Source organism: Pseudomonas sp. (assembly GCF_050739935.1).
Taxonomy (GTDB): Bacteria; Pseudomonadota; Gammaproteobacteria; order Pseudomonadales; family Pseudomonadaceae; genus Aquipseudomonas.
Window position 1 is genome coordinate 28,580 of the sequence record NZ_JBOICF010000111.1, and the last position, 16,112, is coordinate 44,691.

The following is a 16,112-nucleotide window of genomic DNA, read 5'->3' on the forward strand; positions in this document are numbered from 1 at the left end:
GTGTCCAAGATGATGGTCTTTACGGGGAACGCCAACCCCGATCTGGCTCGGCGTGTCGTACGTCAGCTGCATATCCCTCTCGGTGACATCTCTGTCGGTAAATTCTCCGACGGCGAAATTACCGCTGAGATCAATGAAAACGTTCGCGGCAAAGACGTCTTCATTATTCAGCCGACCTGCGCTCCGACCAACGATAACCTGATGGAACTCGTCGTGATGGCTGATGCCTTCCGCCGCTCCTCGGCTACTCGTATCACCGCTGTTATCCCTTACTTTGGTTATGCCCGTCAGGATCGCCGTCCGCGTTCCGCACGTGTGGCTATCAGCGCCAAGGTGGTTGCGGACATGCTCACTGTCGTCGGTATCGACCGTGTGCTGACCGTTGACCTGCACGCTGACCAGATTCAGGGTTTCTTCGATATCCCGGTAGATAACATCTACGGCTCCCCGGTTCTGGTGGATGACATCGAAGACCAACGCTTCGAAAACCTGATGATCGTTTCCCCGGATATCGGCGGAGTCGTGCGTGCACGCGCTGTCGCCAAATCCCTGGGTGTTGATCTCGGGATCATCGACAAGCGCCGTGAGAAGGCCAATCACTCCGAAGTGATGCACATCATCGGCGACGTCGAAGGTCGTACCTGTATTCTGGTCGACGACATGGTCGATACCGCAGGCACCCTGTGCCACGCGGCCAAGGCCCTGAAAGAACATGGCGCCGCCAAGGTCTTTGCCTACTGCACACATCCTGTGCTGTCGGGTCGTGCGATCGAGAACATCGAAAATTCCGTGCTGGACGAACTGGTGGTTACGAATACCATCCCGTTGTCCGCTGCAGCACAAGCCTGTGACCGTATCCGTCAACTGGATATCGCACCGGTAGTCGCTGAGGCGATGCGTCGCATCAGCAATGAAGAATCGATCAGCGCGATGTTCCGCTAAGGGCCCTGCCCTTTCGAACCATCCGTTGACGAAAAGCGCCCCGCCCCAACAATCACTGTTGGGGCGGGGCTTTTTTGCCCATACCGTGTTGGCGCTGGTCGCAAACGTCGCTCGGTAATGGCTATTTTGGAGATACAAAATGAACGAGTTTACTCTGAACGCCCAAGCGCGTACTGACCTGGGGAAAGGTGCGAGCCGCCGCCTGCGTCACGCGAAGCAAGTTCCAGCCGTTGTTTACGGTGGTAACGAAGACGCTGCTTCGATCACCATCGAAGCCAAGGAAATGGCCAAGCTGTTCGAAAACGAAGCTGCTTTCAGCCACGTAATCGAACTGAGCGTTGATGGCGCCAAGCAGAACGTGATCGTTAAAGCGATGCAACGTCACCCTGCCAAGCAATTCATCATGCACGCCGACTTCATCCGCGTTGTTGCGGGCCAGAAGCTGACTGCAACCGTTCCTGTGCACTTCATCAACGAAGAAGCGCCGGTCAAGAAAGGCGGCGAGATCTCGCACACTACCACTGAGCTGGAAGTGACCTGCCTGCCTAAAGACCTGCCTGAGTTCATCGAAGTGGATCTGGGCGCACTGGAAGTTGGCGACAACGTCCACCTGTCCGACCTGAAAGCACCGAACGGTGTTGAGTTCGTTGCTCTGGCGCACGGTACCGACCTGGCTATCGCCAACGTCCACGCTCCACGCATCGTTCCAACTGAAGATGCTGAAGAAGGCGCAGCCGAGTAATTCATTACTCGCACGCCGGTTGAACCAGTGATGGTGCGCTGCATCATCACTCTCGACCCAAGGAAGAGCCCCTGACGTGACCGCCATCCAACTGATCGTCGGCCTGGGAAATCCAGGCCCCGAATACGAACAGACCCGGCATAACGCAGGGGCTCTTTTCGTTGAGCATATTGCCAGCGCCCAGCGCGTCAATCTGACCGCTGACCGCAAGTATTTCGGCCTGACGGCTAAATTCAGCCATCAGGGCCAAGACGTTCGTCTGTTGATCCCCACCACCTATATGAACCGTAGCGGCCAATCCGTTGCGGCGTTGGCGGGTTTCTTCCGGATCCCACCGCAGGCCATTCTGGTGGCTCACGACGAACTCGACCTGCCTCCGGGCGTTGCCAAACTCAAACTGGGTGGCGGCCACGGCGGGCATAACGGTCTGCGCGACATCATCGCGCAGCTCGGCAATCAGAACGGCTTTCATCGCCTGCGGCTTGGTATCGGCCATCCCGGCGATGCCAGCCTGGTTTCCAATTTTGTCTTGGGTCGTGCGCCGCGCGCCGAACAGGAAAAACTGGACGCCAGTATCGACTTTGCCCTCGGCGTGCTGCCGGATGTCCTCGCAGGCGACTTCGCCAAGGCGATGCGCGTCCTGCACAGCCAGAAGGCCTGACATCACTCGAGGGGAAACATCATGGGATTCAACTGCGGCATCGTCGGCCTGCCCAACGTCGGCAAGTCCACCCTGTTCAACGCCCTGACCAAATCCGGTATCGCGGCGGAGAACTTTCCCTTCTGCACCATCGAACCGAACAGCGGCATCGTCGCCATGCCTGATCCACGCCTTCAGGCACTGGCCGATATCGTCAATCCGAAGCGTATCCTGCCGACCACGATGGAGTTCGTCGACATCGCCGGTCTGGTAGCGGGCGCTTCGAAAGGTGAAGGTCTGGGCAACAAGTTCCTGGCCAACATCCGCGAAACCGACGCCATCGCCCACGTGGTCCGCTGCTTCGAAGACGAGAACGTGATTCACGTCTCCAACAGCGTCGACCCGAAGCGCGACATCGAGATCATCGATCTGGAACTGATCTTCGCCGACCTCGACAGCTGCGAAAAACAGCTGCAGAAAGTCGCGCGCAATGCCAAGGGCGGCGACAAGGACGCAGTGGTTCAGAAAGGCCTGCTGGAAAAACTCATCGCTCACTTCACCGAAGGCAAGCCTGCGCGCAGCCTGATGAAGAACATGGGCGCCGATGAGAAGGCCGTGATCAAGGGCTTCCATCTGCTGACCACCAAGCCTGTCATGTACATCGCCAACGTGGCTGAAGACGGTTTCGAGAACAACCCGCACCTGGACGTGGTTCGCGCCATCGCCGAAGAAGAAGGCGCCATGCTGGTGCCGGTCTGTAACAAGATCGAGGCTGAAATCGCCGAACTCGACGACGGTGAAGAAAAAGACATGTTCCTCGAAGCGCTGGGCCTCGAAGAGCCTGGTCTGAACCGCGTGATCCGCGCAGGCTACGAAATGCTGCACCTGCAGACCTACTTCACCGCCGGTGTCGAAGAGGTCCGCGCCTGGACCGTCCGCGTCGGTGCCACCGCACCACAAGCCGCTGGCGTGATCCACACCGACTTCGAAAAAGGCTTTATCCGCGCCGAATGCGTCGCCTACAACGACTTCATCCAGTACAAAGGTGAGGCCGGCGCCAAGGAAGCAGGTAAATGGCGCCTGGAAGGCAAGGACTACATCGTCAAGGACGGTGATGTTCTGCACTTCCGGTTTAACGTCTAGCCGCAATTGCAACGTATGTGATCGATCAAGGTCACCGCGGTCCTTGATCCTCCTCGAAAGCCCCCATTATTGGGGGCTTTCGCTTTGTAGCGACGACTCGCTCAACGCCAGCGAGCCAGCACACGTTCGGCGCAGCTGAGTAACGCGCGGATCTGCCGCTGGCGCACTGCGGAGCTGGACCACAATAGCCCGATAACGCGACGAGGACTGGGCACCGGCAGGCTTCGCTTGATAAGAGCATGCCCCTCTGCCCAGGGCCCTGCCCAATCAGGGACCAGGGATACCCCGAGACCCTGTTCTACGAACTGTGCGACATTGTCCAGCGCATTTACTTCGTAGTAACTCGGGATCTCGATCTGCGCTCGGTATAAGTAGTCTTCGGCGATACGTGCCCCCCAATAGCTGCGGTCGTAGCGTATAAGCCGCTCCTTGGCCAAAATAGCGTGCGGGTCATCGGGCATCAGCTGAGAGCTGGTGAGCAAAATTAACGGTTCCTCGTCAAGCGGTTGCCACTGACAGCTTTTTGGAATGCCGAAATGCGGCTCCACCATCAGCGCGGCATCCAATACGTCTTCACAAACCGCAAGATATAAGTTGCTGGAGGAATCCCGTTTGACTGACACCTTGGCGGTTGGGTGATGCTGGTCAAATTCCCGTAGGGTATGAGGCAGTAGACACGAGGCGGCAGAAGCAATGACGCCCAGCCTCAACTGCCCGACCATTTCCTGGCTGGTGGCCAAGCCGCGCAAGTCGTCAATATCGCGTATCACCGCCCGAGCCTGGGCAAATACACGAGCTCCGGCTTCGGTCGCCACAACCGTCCTGCCGACGCGCTGCACCAACGCGGTGCCAAATTCTTTTTCCAGCGCTTTCACGCGCAAGGTGATAGTCCCCGGTGCGAGATTGAGTTGGCGCGCGGCACCGGCGATGGAGCCGTGTTGGATCACCCCGATAAAACTTTTCAAAAAGACAGAATCCACTACCGTCCTCGCCTCTCTTTGCATGAGCCCGCTATAGGCTGATCAGGCGCGCAGATGACTCATTAAAGTCAAGGTCATGTTGCCCTCGCCTTACCGGGTATCTTATCCAGATATCCTGAGATTGAAGCCTGCCCCACCACCATTAGCCACAGTGCGGGCAAAGTCGAGACCCGGCCTGTCGATCAACCTGCATGCCACCCTTCAACATTCGCGCTGGTTGATACACGCCCGCAGTGTGCCGTCCCGCAAAAAGTCTACGACAGTGGTAATCGCCAGGCGCCGCAAGTCTTCAACGCTCTCGGGGCTGAAGAACGCCGCGTGGGGTGTAAGTAGCAAACGCCCATCCAGCCAAGGCTCCCGGGACGCCCAGGCAGCGATTAACGGATGGTCTCGGTCTGCTGGCTCGCTGGGTAACACGTCCAGGCCGGCCCCACTGAGCTGGCCGGATCTCAGCCCATCATGCAATGCGTCCAAATCCACCACCTCGCCTCGGGAGGTGTTGATGATCACCGCGCCAGCGCGGCATCGGCCGATGGTCTGGGCATTGATCAGGTGACGAGTGCTAGTGGTCAGCGGGCAATGCAGGCTGATGACATCGCTGGCGGACAGCAAGGCATCGAACGATGGCGCTTTCTCCAACCCCAACGCCAGATCCTGGCCTGGTGCTGCGAACGGGTCATGGAACATCACCCGCATGCCGAAGGCTTTCGCGCGCAGAGCGACCGCCATACCAATGCTTCCCAGGCCGACAATGCCGAGCGTTTGTCCACAGATCCGACGAATCGTGGCCCCCGTCAGGGCAAAGGGAGACCAGCTTCCCTGGCGAATTTGCTCGTCATAGGCAGCAATACCGCGGCGCAAGGTGAGCATCAGAGCAATGGCATGGTCGGCGATCTCACGAGTACCGTAGTCCGGTACGTTGCATACCGGGATCTTGCGTCGACTGCAGGCTGAAATATCGATGTGATCCGTGCCGACGCCAGCCTGCACCACAACTTTCACGTTCTGCATCTGTGCGATCAAGCCGGCCCCAAGCTTGTTGCGGCTGCGGCAATGAACGATGCCGTCGAGTTCGCTTAGTTCGGATGCACGGAGCTCGAGCTCCTCAGGACGGAATGTCAGAACCTGGGCAAGCTCTCCCGCCACGCTCTGCTCCAACGAGAGATCATCGGAAAACTGAGGATCAATGATGCCAATTTTGTACTGCCTACTCATGGTGACCTTCTTCTATGCACTGGCTCCTCGAATGCGGCGGCACATGAGGCGCAAGGAGTTTCGGGGGAATGAACAACACGACAGAACCTGGCCCGGCATATTCCCGTTGGCAGTGACGCGACGACGCCCCACCTTCCGCGCCAGGGCGTTCGACCGCCCGCCAACTTCATGCGCAGTGCGTTGCAAAATACCCAGGTTTGGATCAGGCGCGACCAATACCGGCGGGGGTGCTGCTGATAATGCGAGTTCACTGACGTTGGCGAATGACACGTTCACTCGACCGAGGTAGAGACCATGTGGCAGCCCGCTTGAGTGTTTGGCTGGCCTCGAATATGACGTGGGCAGGCGCCTCGTCCAAGGTGCAGAAACTGCGTTCAGACCTCAGGTTTTATGAGGTCCGTGGGCGACGTATGTCGCATTGGGCGTAATGATGACCATCGGCAGCGGATCCCTGCCCGTCATTCAAGTTGCCAGCGGCTCGTATGCAAAAAAGCTCCCGGAAGGGAGCTTTTTAAGCGCGATTATTTCAAGCCTGCTCAACCCGCCTTCGGATAATTCGAAGGAAACAGCGCACGTCTTGCCTCCTCATCCAGGTCTTTCTTGAAGGTCAGTTCCTTGCCCACATCACGCGCTCTCACGGCCGCCGGGCGGGCGTCGACGCGTTGGAACCAGCGCTTGAGATAAGGGAAGTCGGCCAGCGCATCTTCCGCCCCCTTCATCACGCGAGGCGCGCGGATCAGCCAACCCCAGGTGGAAATGTCGGCGAGGGTGTATTGATCGCCAACGATGTATTCACGGTTGGCCAGATGTGTGTCGAGGACCTCATAGTGGCGTTCGATTTCCCGACGATAACGGTTTACCGCGTAGTCATTCCCTTCCGGCGCCGCGTACTGGAAATGCACCGCCTGCCCGGAAAACGGCCCCAGCCCCGATGCAATGAAGAACAGCCAGGAAAGCAATTCCGGCTTGTCTTCGGGGGCACCCAGAAACTGCCCGGTCTTCTCGCCCAGATAAAGCAGGATCGCGCTGGAATCGAACACCCGCACTTCTTTGCCACCCGGACCTTCGGTGTCGATGATGGCCGGGACCTTGCCGTTGGGGTTCACGGCGCGAAACTCGGGCAGATGCTGCTCGCCCTTACTGGTGTCTACGGGCACCAGTTCATAGGGCAACCCCGACTCCTCGAGAAACAGAGCGACCTTGGCAGGATTGGGTGTCGGATGGAAATAAAAGCGAATCATGGCGTTCATCTCTTGTGGGCGTGAGTCGAAAAAGAAAACGATCTTGCGTTTTAGAACGATTGTTTTAGATTAGGCGAACCGGGAAGCAGTTCGCAACACCCGTGTTTGCCTCGCCAGGAAGTCAGTAATGGCCAGACCAAGAGAATTCGACGAAGCCATCGTCCTCGATGCCGCAATCCAGTGTTTCTGGGGCAAGGGCTTCGAAGCTACATCGATGCGCGATCTGATCGACCGCATGGGCATCACCGGTGCCAGTGTCTACAACGCCTTCGGTGATAAACGCTCGTTGTATCGCCGGGCGCTGCAGCACTACCTGGAAAGCAGCTTCGGCGAGCGGGTTCGCCGACTTGAAAGCACCCTGCCGCCTCGACAGGCGATTGAAATGTTTTTTGTGGAGGTCATCGATCGTTCGATGAACGACTCGTTGCATCGCGGCTGCATGATGGTGAACTCGGCCCTTGAAGTCGCGCCCGATGCCCCTGAGGCACAAGAAATCGTCAATGACTTCCTGACTCGCGCCGAGGGCTTTTTCCACCGCTGTGTACAGGCCGGTCAGAACGACGGCAGCATTTCCCGCGCACAACCCGCCGCAGACCTGGGCCGGTTGTTGCTCGGTGTCTTGTTGGGCATTCGTGTTCTGGCACGCGCCAAGCCTCAGCGCCCGTTGCTGGAGAGCGTCGTCAGGCCTGTCCTGGCTTTGCTCGATGCAGATGTGCCGGCCATGGCATCTGCTCCCACTCATCCTCCCGTCATGGAACAAAACCGATGATCGAGCTCTATTACTGGCCCACGCCCAACGGGCACAAAATCACCCTGTTCCTCGAAGAGACCGGTCTGGAATACCGCATTCACCCTGTGGATATCAGCGCTGGCGATCAGTTCAAGCCTGAATTTCTGGCGTTCTCGCCGAACAACCGGATGCCGGCGATCATCGACACCGCGCCGGCAGACGGCGGCGAACCGATCACGGTTTTCGAGTCCGGCGCGATTCTGTTGTATCTGGCAGAAAAGACCGGCCAGCTCATGCCTGCCGATGTTCGCGGCAAGAAAACCGTGACCGAATGGCTGATGTGGCAAATGGGTGGATTGGGGCCGATGGCCGGTCAGAATCATCACTTCGGCGTGTATGCGCCGGAAAAGCTGCCGTATGCGATAAACCGCTACGTCAACGAAACGAACCGCTTGTATGGCGTGCTGAATCGCCGACTTGAGGGCCGCACGTTCATCGCCGGGGATGACTACTCTATCGCCGACATCGCAGCGTATCCGTGGGTCGTGCCATGGCAGCGTCAGCAACAGAACCTGGACGACTTCCCGAACCTCAAGCGCTGGTTCTACGCGATCCAGGCCCGCCCTGCGACGGCGCGCGCATATGCCAAAGGCGAAGCGTTGTCTCAGAACCGCGCCTCGGTAACCGAGGAAGGCAAGAAGATTCTGTTCGGGCAGACCTCAGCAGGCGTGAACAAGCAGCCCTGAATTCATCTGTTGGCGTCGTCCTGGAGTCGTGCGTTGATCCAGGCGATAAATGCCTGCACAGCGGGTTTACGCACTGTTTCCGGCAGGCATACCAAGTGAAAACCGCGTTGTCGCTTCAGTACCGCTGGCGACAGCAGGTACATTTTCCCGTCCGCCACGTCCTGTTGGACGTAACGACGTTGCGACAACCCCACGCCCATGCCGTCGAGCACGCCCTGATAGATCAGCGACATGTCGTCCAGCGGCACCCGATGGGACGGGATCACCTCGCCCAGTCCAGCCACTTCGAACCAGTCAGGCCAGTCGTCCAGCCTAAGGGTATGCACCAGCAGCGAGGAAGAAGCGAAGGCTTCTTCGGCAGACATGCTGGCGAAACGATCACGCATCGCACTATTGCCGACGGCCACCATCTCATCGCTGAACAGCGGGGTGACGTGCAGTCCCGGTCATTGACCGTCGCCATAACGGACTCCCAGGTCCACCGAATCGCGAGCGAAATCGACGGCGTCAAACGCAGCGGTGAGGCGCAGTTCGACGTGCGGATGAGTGCGTTGGAAATCGGGTAACTGCGGAATCAGCCAGCGCACCAGAAAGGTTGTGTAGGCGCGCAAGGTCACGGGTGTACGGCTTTTGTTGCCGATCAGTACCTCTGTGGCATCGGCGATCAGTTCGAAAGCCCTCCCCAGCGAGCGCGCATATTGGCGACCCTGGGCTGTCAGAATCAGCAAGCCGCCCTCGCGCTCGAACAGCGTGACACCGAGAATGTCCTCAAGATTCTTGATGTGGCGCCCCACTGCAGTGGGTGTCACCAACAGCTCTTCCCCGGCCTGGGTCAAGGTGCCCGCTCGCGCGACGGTTTCAAAGGCGCGCAACGCGTTGAGCGGCGGAATTCGACGCACGTTGATCTCTCCTGGCAGGTTGGAAGGCAGAGCAAAAATACCGAGCGAACAAATTGTGCGCCCTTGGCAAAGGAAATGTCGATGGTGCGCGTCAGGGGCCGCCGAGTATTGTGCAAGGCACCAGAAGCAGCCTACTGCCACCATGTCAGCGTGCTGGTGCTGCCCTTCACCGGACAGCCAGACCAACAAGAAAAACAGTGGAGAAACCACATGCCCGCCCCCTCCTGTGCGCGTTTTCGCGTCGCCACAGACGCGCATCTGCATTGCCATATCGATGATGCCTACACCGATCCCTGGAGCACGCCTGATGATGTGCTGATGATCCATGGCATCGCCGAGGACGGACGCATCTGGGCGCCATGGGTGCCTTATCTGGCACGCCAGCACCGGGTGCTTCGGCCCGATTTACGTGGTTACGGCCAGTCGTCGCCACTCCCTGAGCAGACAACGTTTTCGATAACGGACTGGGCGGACGATCTGCAAGCGCTGCTGGACAGCGTGGACTGCCGACGCGTGCATCTTGTGGCGACCAAGCTCGGAGCGCAGATCGCGTTCGAACTGGCGCAGCGCGGCGATCCGCGGATCGTTTCCATGACGCTAGCCGGCATGCTCCCCTCCCCGAGCCGAGCGCTGAGCCCATGGCTGGACGAATGGGTTGCGCTGGTGGAAAACCACGGTGTGGAGACCTGGACCCGCGCCACCATGCAAGGACGGATGGCCGACGCCCTGTCGCCGGCCGCGCTTGGGTGGTGGATCGCGCTGATGAGTGCAGCCCCTTCGCGCACCGTCGTGGCCAGTTTGCGCATGCTCTCGACACTGCATGGGCCGAGCGCGCCAGAGTCAGTGACCTGCCCGACCCTGTTCATCGTCGCCGGCCAAAGCCCCTCTCCTTCCGAGGCCACCGGCACCTACAGCCAGCGGCCGGCCCAGGCCGAGATCGAGCAATTGCAGCGGCGCGTGCCTCACTCCTCGCTGATGCCCATCGCCGCCAACAGTTTTCATATCGCCGCCACCCACCCGGATGCCTGCGCACGCGCGACGGCGGCCTTCATCGAACACACCTTGGCGAATCCCCAATGACCCCGCTCAGCGCTCCACAGTCATCAGAAGAAGAGGTGAGCATGACCCCACAGACCCAGACCAGTCGCCTACGGCAGATCAAGACCGTACTGCGCGTCACCAGCGGCCATTTCCTGGAAATGTTCGACTTCATCCTGTTCGGTTTCTACGCTCCGCACATCGCCAGAGCGTTCTTCCCGTCCAGCGATGAATTTGCCTCGCTGATGCTCACGTTCGCCACTTTCGGCGCCGGTTTTTTGATGCGTCCTCTCGGCGGAATCATTCTTGGCGGATATATCGACCGTGTCGGAAGGCGCAAAGGCTTGATCGTCACCCTGGCGATGATGGCCGTGGCGACGTTGATCATCGGCTTCACGCCAGATTACTCCGCTATCGGGCTGTTTGCCCCGCTGCTGGTGCTCTTCGCGAGACTGCTGCAAGGTTTTTCCGCGGGTGCGGAGTTGGGCGGCGTAGCGGTCTATCTCGCAGAGATGTCCACTCCGGGTCACCGCGGTTTCTACGTGGCCTGGCAATCGGTCGCGCAGCAGGTCGGAGTGATTCTGGCAGCGCTGCTGGGCTATGCGCTGAATGCCTGGATGGCGCCTGACGTGCTCGCCTCCTGGGGTTGGCGAATTCCGTTTGTGATCGGCTGCCTGATGGTGCCGTTTCTGTTCATCATCCGCAGGTCACTGGAAGAATCTGGTGAGTTTCTGGCCCGCAAGAAACGTCCCGGAACTCGGGAAATCTTCACTCAACTGGGTCACAACTTCGGCACGGTGTTGACCGGCATCCTGTTGGTATCGATGACCAACGTGTCGTTCTACCTGCTTGCCGTCTACACCCCGACCTTCGGTGACAAGGTGCTGCATCTGTCGACCGCCGACAGCCTGCTGGCAGCGCTGGGCGTGGGTATCTCGAATGCCTTCTGGCTGCCGATCATGGGCGCCTTGTCGGACCGCGTCGGTCGTTGGCCGGTACTGATCGGATTCTCGATTCTGGCGATCGCCACCGCATATCCGGCCATGTCGTGGTTGGTTCAGACACCGAACCTGACGCACCTGCTGATCGTGTCGCTGTGGTTGTCGTTCCTGTATGCCGGCTACAACGGCGCGATGTACATCGCACTGGCCGAAGTCATGCCGCCGGAAATACGCACAGCAGCATTCTCTCTGGCGTTCGGGGTGAGCGCCGCGGTATTCGGTGGCTTCACGCCTGCCATCGCGACCTGGCTTGTAAGTGTGCTGAACAACCGCGCGGCACCTGGCATCTGGATGAGCGTAGGCGCCGCTTGCGGACTCATTGCCAGCCTTATCTTCGCGTACCGGCAATCGCAACGGCGCGCTGCAGCTACCGCACAAGCACAAGCCTGAATTCTTTGCGTGTTAGGAGAAACCTGAAATGTCCCAGCCAACATCCTCAAGCATCAGCCAGCGATTCGCCCGTTTCATTTGTGCGAGCGTGCGCGACAGCGTGCCAGCGAACGTTGCGCAGCTGACGCAAGATCGCATCCTCGATACGCTCTCCACAGCCATTGCCGCCACAGACCTGCCAGTTCCCACTGTGGCCGCACAGCTGGTGGGGAATAATGCCGGACCCGCCTCCATCATTGGCCGCACAGCCACGGTGCCGGCCGTCGATGCCGCATTCATCAACGCTTTGCTGGTCAACGGCCGCACGCAGGACGATTTTCTCTGTAAGTCGCACCCTGGTGCCGTCACGCTACCGGCCGCCCTGGCGATTGCCGACGAATTCGGCGGTTCGGGCGCTGACCTTATCGACGCTGTCGCAGTGGGCTACGAAGTAGTCGGCCGTATTTATCTGGGGGGCCCCGCCATGCTGCCCCAGTTCCGTGCCACCGGCGTCGCCGGGACCATCGGCGCTGCCGCCAGCGCAGCAAGAATGCTCAAGCTCGACGAAGCGCAGACAGCGAACGCTCTTGGTTGTGCAGCCGTGTTCGCGTCAGGTTTCGGGGCCGGCTTTCTGACCGGCACTATGGATGTGAAGCTGAATGTGGGCATGGCTTGCCGCAACGGTGTCACCGCGGCACTACTGGCGCGTGCGGGTGCTACCGCCAGTCCGCTGGCCTTCGAGGGCGAGGCCGGTTTTTACCGTGCATTCGCCCGCTCGCTCGATCATATCGATGCAGCAACGGCCGATCTTGGGGAGCGTTATCTGCTCGAGGATACCGTCTACAAGGAATATCCGATCTGCATCTTCATTCAAACCCCGGTCGCCCTGACCTTGGCGCTGGCTGCCCGCAGCCACATTGAGCCCGACAGGATCGATCGCGTCACGGTCACCGTTTGCGACCTGACCTACACCAACCCGGGGTTCACCAATCTGCCGCCTTATGCCAGCTCATTGAAGGCGAGGGTCAGCGCCAGATTCTGCATCGCCGCCGCTCTGCTGGGCCGACCTATCGACGAGTTCGGCTTCTATGAAAACTACGCCGACGCGCAGGTGCTGGCATTGGGTGAGCGTATCGATCTGGTGCTGGACCCTGCGCGCCAGGACACGGTGACGATTGAGATAGAGCACAACGGCGAGCGCTTGTTTATCGAAGGTTCCGAAGGCGCGACCCTCAAACCCAGCCGAGAGAAGGTGGTCGCGAAATACCGTCGCCTGGCAGAACCGGTCCTGGGCAACAACGCCGCTCGGGTGGAACAACAGGTGCTGGACCTGCCTGCAATGAACGATCTGCGAGAGCTCACCACCCTCCTTCGCGGGTGAGCCGTTATCCGAACCTGAACGCTTTTTTCTCATCACATCGACGGAGTACACATTATGAAAGGCTGGAGAGCACGACTCGGATTTCTGGTACCGCCAGGTAATCCGACGGTCGAACCGGAAATGCAGGCGCTAGCGCCTCAAGGGGTCTCGCTGCACTTCACCCGTATGACAGCCAGCGGCGCAGCCGGTACACATGAGGGCCAGGAAGAACGCAACCTCAGCCAGGTCGACAGCATCGAGTCATGCGCCACACTGCTGGCCATGGTTTCACCGCAGGTCATCGTCATGGCGCATACGGCAACCAGTTATACGCTGGGACGCTCGGCCGAGGCGGAGTTGATCGAGCGTATCGAGCGGCTCAGCGGCACTCGGTTCATCACGGCCTTTGGCAGTGTGCTGGCGGCGCTCGAACACCTGAATGTGCGCCGCATCGCCTATGCCACCCCATACAACGAAACCACCACACAGCAAGGCAAGCGACATCTGGAGGCTCACGGCGTTGAAGTGGTGAGTCACGGCCAACTCGCCAACGTGCGCAACATCTATGAAGAAAGCGATGAGCGTGCTTACGCCATCGCGCGAGCTGTGGATCGCCCCGATGCCGAAGCGGTATTTTTGAGCGGCGTGGGCATGCCGACGCTGGATGCACTGCAAACGCTGGAAAACGATTTGGGCAAACCGGTGATTTCAGCTGCCTCAGCGATGATGTGGAACGCTTTGCGAATCGCCGGCGTCTCCCAGCCCCAGCCGGGTTATGGTCGTTTATTGGGCTGAACCGTCGTCAGACGTTTTCTGCTCTGTCAGCGTTGCTCCCTGATAGGTAACGCTGACAGATTGTCTCACTGCTCATCTCACCGTCCAGTTCCCATAGCAGTTGCGGCGTTCGCAAAACCGTACCGCCGGCAAACCGAAGGGCTAAAGAACCCAGGCATCGCCCGCTATCCCAATTGGAACCTTGAGGTATTGTCGCTCAGCGCCCGACTGCCTTTGCTCAGCGTGTCCGCGGCATGATTCACCGCTCGCGCACCATCGAGCAGACGCCCCGCGGCCTGATCGACCTGCTGGATATTGCCGCTGACTTCATCAGCCGTCGCAGCCTGTTCTTCCACGGCGGTCGCGATCTGCGCCAGCGTGTCGGTGACGATCTGCACCGCGCTGGCAATTTCGCCCAGTCGCTCGCCCAGACCGGTCACCGATTGCGCATCGGTAACGGCCTGACCACAAGCTGCCTCCATCAGACTGACCGCCTGGCTCACGGTGGAACGCAAGCTGTCGACCGTCCCGGCGATCTGCGCGGTGGAAGCCTGGGTCCGTTGCGACAAACTGCGGACTTCGTCAGCCACGACCGCAAAACCCCTGCCCTGCTCGCCCGCCCGTGCCGCTTCGATCGCCGCGTTCAGCGCCAGCAAATTGGTCTGCTCGGCAATCCCGCGAATGGTGTCGACCACTGACTGGATCTGTTGCCCCTGTTCGCTGACCTTGCCCAGCGCGTTGGCGGTATCAGTCAGCTTCTGATTGAGCTGCTGAATGCTGGCCGTGGTGCGCTGACTGTCGCGGCTGCTGTCTTCGGCAATACGGCGGGTTTGCTGCGCGCTGCCGGAAGCCTCCTCGCAGCTTTTGGCAACGCCCAGTGAAGTCGCGGCCAATTGGGTCGCGGCGGCGGCAATCTGGCTGATCTGTTGCTGCTGATCTTCGACCTCATTGAGCGTGCTGCCAGACTGCGAATTGAGCGTCAGGACCGCCGAACCCAGTTGCTGGGTCTCGTGATTCACGCCCAGCAGGCTGGTACGCAACTGCACAACGGCCACGTTCAACGCTGTGCTGATCGCGGCCAGTTCATCGCGTCCTTCCACGGCCACCTCAACGCACAGATTGCCGTCACGCAACGACTCGGCCAGGGTCGTGATGCCCTTGGCACTGCGGCGAATCGAGGCCTGCAGGCACATGAACAGGTAGAGCGCGGCCAGTGCCAGAATGCTGAACGTAGCCGCGACCGGAATGAACTGCTTGATCGCGCGGTCGTGATAGTAATCCAGGCGGCTGTCCAGTTCGGTCAGCGACTGACTGCGCAACGCGGCGAGGGCTTCCAGCGTGGTGTCGACACTGCGCTCGAACGCTGCCGTGTCCAGTTTGATCGTGCCACCAAACACGCCTTCATCCAGCACCTTCAGCTCGCTGTCCAGACGCTGGAGGCTGTCGTTGTATTGGCGGGTCCAGGTTTCCATGCCCGGATAAGCCTTGCCTTGCAGCGATGCCACCGCTTTGACCAACTGATCGCGGGCATCCCCAATACGGCTGCGCAGATCGCGCATCTGCAAACGGCTTTGCAGCGAGAATTGCCCGGATGCGATGGACGACTGACCGATGCCGGCCATGCGACCGACGCGCTCGATCAAATCCGGCGCCTGCTGGGTAGCGACCTGCATCAGCAAATAGGTTTCGAGCCATGGATCGAGGATCAGGCCGTTGTCCATGGCGATCTGCTCGCGCAGGCTTTGCAACGCCGTCAGTGCAGAGGTGAAACGGTCGTAGCCATCCGGCCACCAACCGATCGTGCGTAACGACGCTGAATCCATGCCTTTGACCAGCGCCTGCAAGGCCTGATAGCGAGCCATGGTGTCCGGGCTGGCATTACGCCCCTTGAGTTCATCTGCCAGCCTGGCCAGCGTCTGATTCAGGGCCGGGTCGGCGGCATCGAGCGCAGCCATGGCGGCTTTCGCTGCCGGGGTCGGGTCATGCAGGATGTCAGCGGCTTTCCAGCGGGCCGCGAGATTGCGCTGCGAGGTCAGTTGGGAATCCAGAGCATCCAGCGCCAACAGCTGACGTACGCCGGATTGTTCGCCTGAGATCACCGCGAGCTTGCTGCGATAATCCTGTCCGATCATCCATAGGCTACCCGCCAGCGGCAGAATAAAAAGAAGGAAAAGCACCTGAAACTTACGTGCGAAACCAAGACGTCCGAGCAGGCGGATACCTGGCGACAAAAGACTTTGCATGTCCGACTACTCCTCACGGACAACCCGCCGCCGCAGCTCGTGACCACGA

16 protein-coding genes are annotated in these 16,112 nt (G+C 59.7%); 10 read left to right on the plus strand and 6 right to left on the minus strand.

The window, feature by feature from the left end; genetic code table 11:
* The 4 genes from ACRER8_RS22050 (at nt 1) to ychF (ending at nt 3,467) form a co-directional block, all read left to right on the plus strand.
* Entirely contained in the window at nt 1-942 is a 942-nt protein-coding gene (locus tag ACRER8_RS22050; RefSeq protein ID WP_037018241.1) for a ribose-phosphate pyrophosphokinase, read from the plus strand.
* A 139-nt stretch (nt 943-1,081) separates the two neighbouring features.
* Entirely contained in the window at nt 1,082-1,684 is a 603-nt protein-coding gene (locus ACRER8_RS22055) for a 50S ribosomal protein L25/general stress protein Ctc (protein ID WP_431748308.1), read from the plus strand.
* A gap of 76 nt (nt 1,685-1,760) precedes the next feature.
* Nucleotides 1,761-2,345, plus strand: a complete 585-nt coding sequence (gene pth, locus ACRER8_RS22060; RefSeq protein ID WP_431748309.1) for an aminoacyl-tRNA hydrolase — start codon at nt 1,761-1,763, stop codon at nt 2,343-2,345.
* A gap of 21 nt (nt 2,346-2,366) precedes the next feature.
* Nucleotides 2,367-3,467: a redox-regulated ATPase YchF gene (gene ychF / locus ACRER8_RS22065; protein WP_074753529.1), complete on the plus strand. Its 1,101-nt coding sequence runs from the start codon at nt 2,367-2,369 to the stop codon at nt 3,465-3,467.
* A 101-nt stretch (nt 3,468-3,568) separates the two neighbouring features.
* Here the strand turns inward: ychF and ACRER8_RS22070 are convergent, their stop codons facing one another.
* The 3 genes from ACRER8_RS22070 to ACRER8_RS22080 form a co-directional block, all read right to left on the minus strand.
* Nucleotides 3,569-4,447, minus strand: coding sequence for a LysR family transcriptional regulator (locus tag ACRER8_RS22070; RefSeq protein ID WP_431748310.1), 879 nt, complete (start codon nt 4,445-4,447; stop codon nt 3,569-3,571).
* 201 nt (nt 4,448-4,648) lie between these two features.
* A complete protein-coding gene (locus tag ACRER8_RS22075) occupies nt 4,649-5,662 on the minus strand; it encodes a C-terminal binding protein (RefSeq protein WP_431748311.1) in 1,014 nt (337 codons plus the stop codon).
* A 536-nt stretch (nt 5,663-6,198) separates the two neighbouring features.
* Nucleotides 6,199-6,903, minus strand: coding sequence for a glutathione S-transferase family protein (locus ACRER8_RS22080; protein ID WP_431748312.1), 705 nt, complete (start codon nt 6,901-6,903; stop codon nt 6,199-6,201).
* Nucleotides 6,904-7,030: 127 nt separating this feature from the next.
* Here ACRER8_RS22080 and ACRER8_RS22085 point away from each other — a divergent pair, with 127 nt between their 5' ends.
* Together ACRER8_RS22085 and ACRER8_RS22090 are read left to right on the plus strand one after the other, a co-directional pair.
* Entirely contained in the window at nt 7,031-7,672 is a 642-nt protein-coding gene (locus tag ACRER8_RS22085; protein ID WP_431748313.1) for a TetR/AcrR family transcriptional regulator, read from the plus strand.
* Nucleotides 7,669-8,379 carry a glutathione binding-like protein gene (locus ACRER8_RS22090; protein WP_431748314.1) on the plus strand — a complete coding sequence of 237 codons (711 nt, stop codon included), beginning with the start codon at nt 7,669-7,671 and terminating at the stop codon, nt 8,377-8,379. The genes ACRER8_RS22085 and ACRER8_RS22090 overlap by 4 nt, the downstream gene beginning before the upstream one ends.
* Before the next feature lie 2 nt (nt 8,380-8,381).
* Here the strand turns inward: ACRER8_RS22090 and ACRER8_RS22095 are convergent, their stop codons facing one another.
* Nucleotides 8,382-8,819 carry a LysR substrate-binding domain-containing protein gene (locus ACRER8_RS22095; RefSeq protein ID WP_431748371.1) on the minus strand — a complete coding sequence of 146 codons (438 nt, stop codon included), beginning with the start codon at nt 8,817-8,819 and terminating at the stop codon, nt 8,382-8,384.
* A 6-nt stretch (nt 8,820-8,825) separates the two neighbouring features.
* Entirely contained in the window at nt 8,826-9,278 is a 453-nt protein-coding gene (locus ACRER8_RS22100) for a LysR family transcriptional regulator (RefSeq protein WP_431748315.1), read from the minus strand.
* Nucleotides 9,279-9,359: 81 nt separating this feature from the next.
* Between ACRER8_RS22100 and ACRER8_RS22105 the strand changes: the two genes are divergently transcribed.
* The 4 genes from ACRER8_RS22105 to ACRER8_RS22120 are packed head-to-tail and all read left to right on the plus strand — an operon-like array spanning nt 9,360 to nt 13,841.
* Nucleotides 9,360-10,358, plus strand: a complete 999-nt coding sequence (locus ACRER8_RS22105; protein WP_431748316.1) for an alpha/beta fold hydrolase — start codon at nt 9,360-9,362, stop codon at nt 10,356-10,358.
* A 41-nt stretch (nt 10,359-10,399) separates the two neighbouring features.
* Nucleotides 10,400-11,707, plus strand: coding sequence for an MFS transporter (locus ACRER8_RS22110; protein ID WP_431748317.1), 1,308 nt, complete (start codon nt 10,400-10,402; stop codon nt 11,705-11,707).
* A 28-nt stretch (nt 11,708-11,735) separates the two neighbouring features.
* Nucleotides 11,736-13,067 (plus strand): MmgE/PrpD family protein, encoded by a 1,332-nt coding sequence (locus ACRER8_RS22115; RefSeq protein ID WP_431748318.1) that lies wholly within the window; start codon nt 11,736-11,738, stop codon nt 13,065-13,067.
* Nucleotides 13,068-13,121: 54 nt separating this feature from the next.
* A complete protein-coding gene (locus tag ACRER8_RS22120; RefSeq protein WP_431748319.1) occupies nt 13,122-13,841 on the plus strand; it encodes a maleate cis-trans isomerase family protein in 720 nt (239 codons plus the stop codon).
* A 164-nt stretch (nt 13,842-14,005) separates the two neighbouring features.
* Here the strand turns inward: ACRER8_RS22120 and ACRER8_RS22125 are convergent, their stop codons facing one another.
* Complete coding sequence (locus ACRER8_RS22125) at nt 14,006-16,063, minus strand: methyl-accepting chemotaxis protein (protein ID WP_431748320.1); 2,058 nt, start codon at nt 16,061-16,063, stop codon at nt 14,006-14,008.
* Nucleotides 16,064-16,112: the final 49 nt, after the last annotated feature.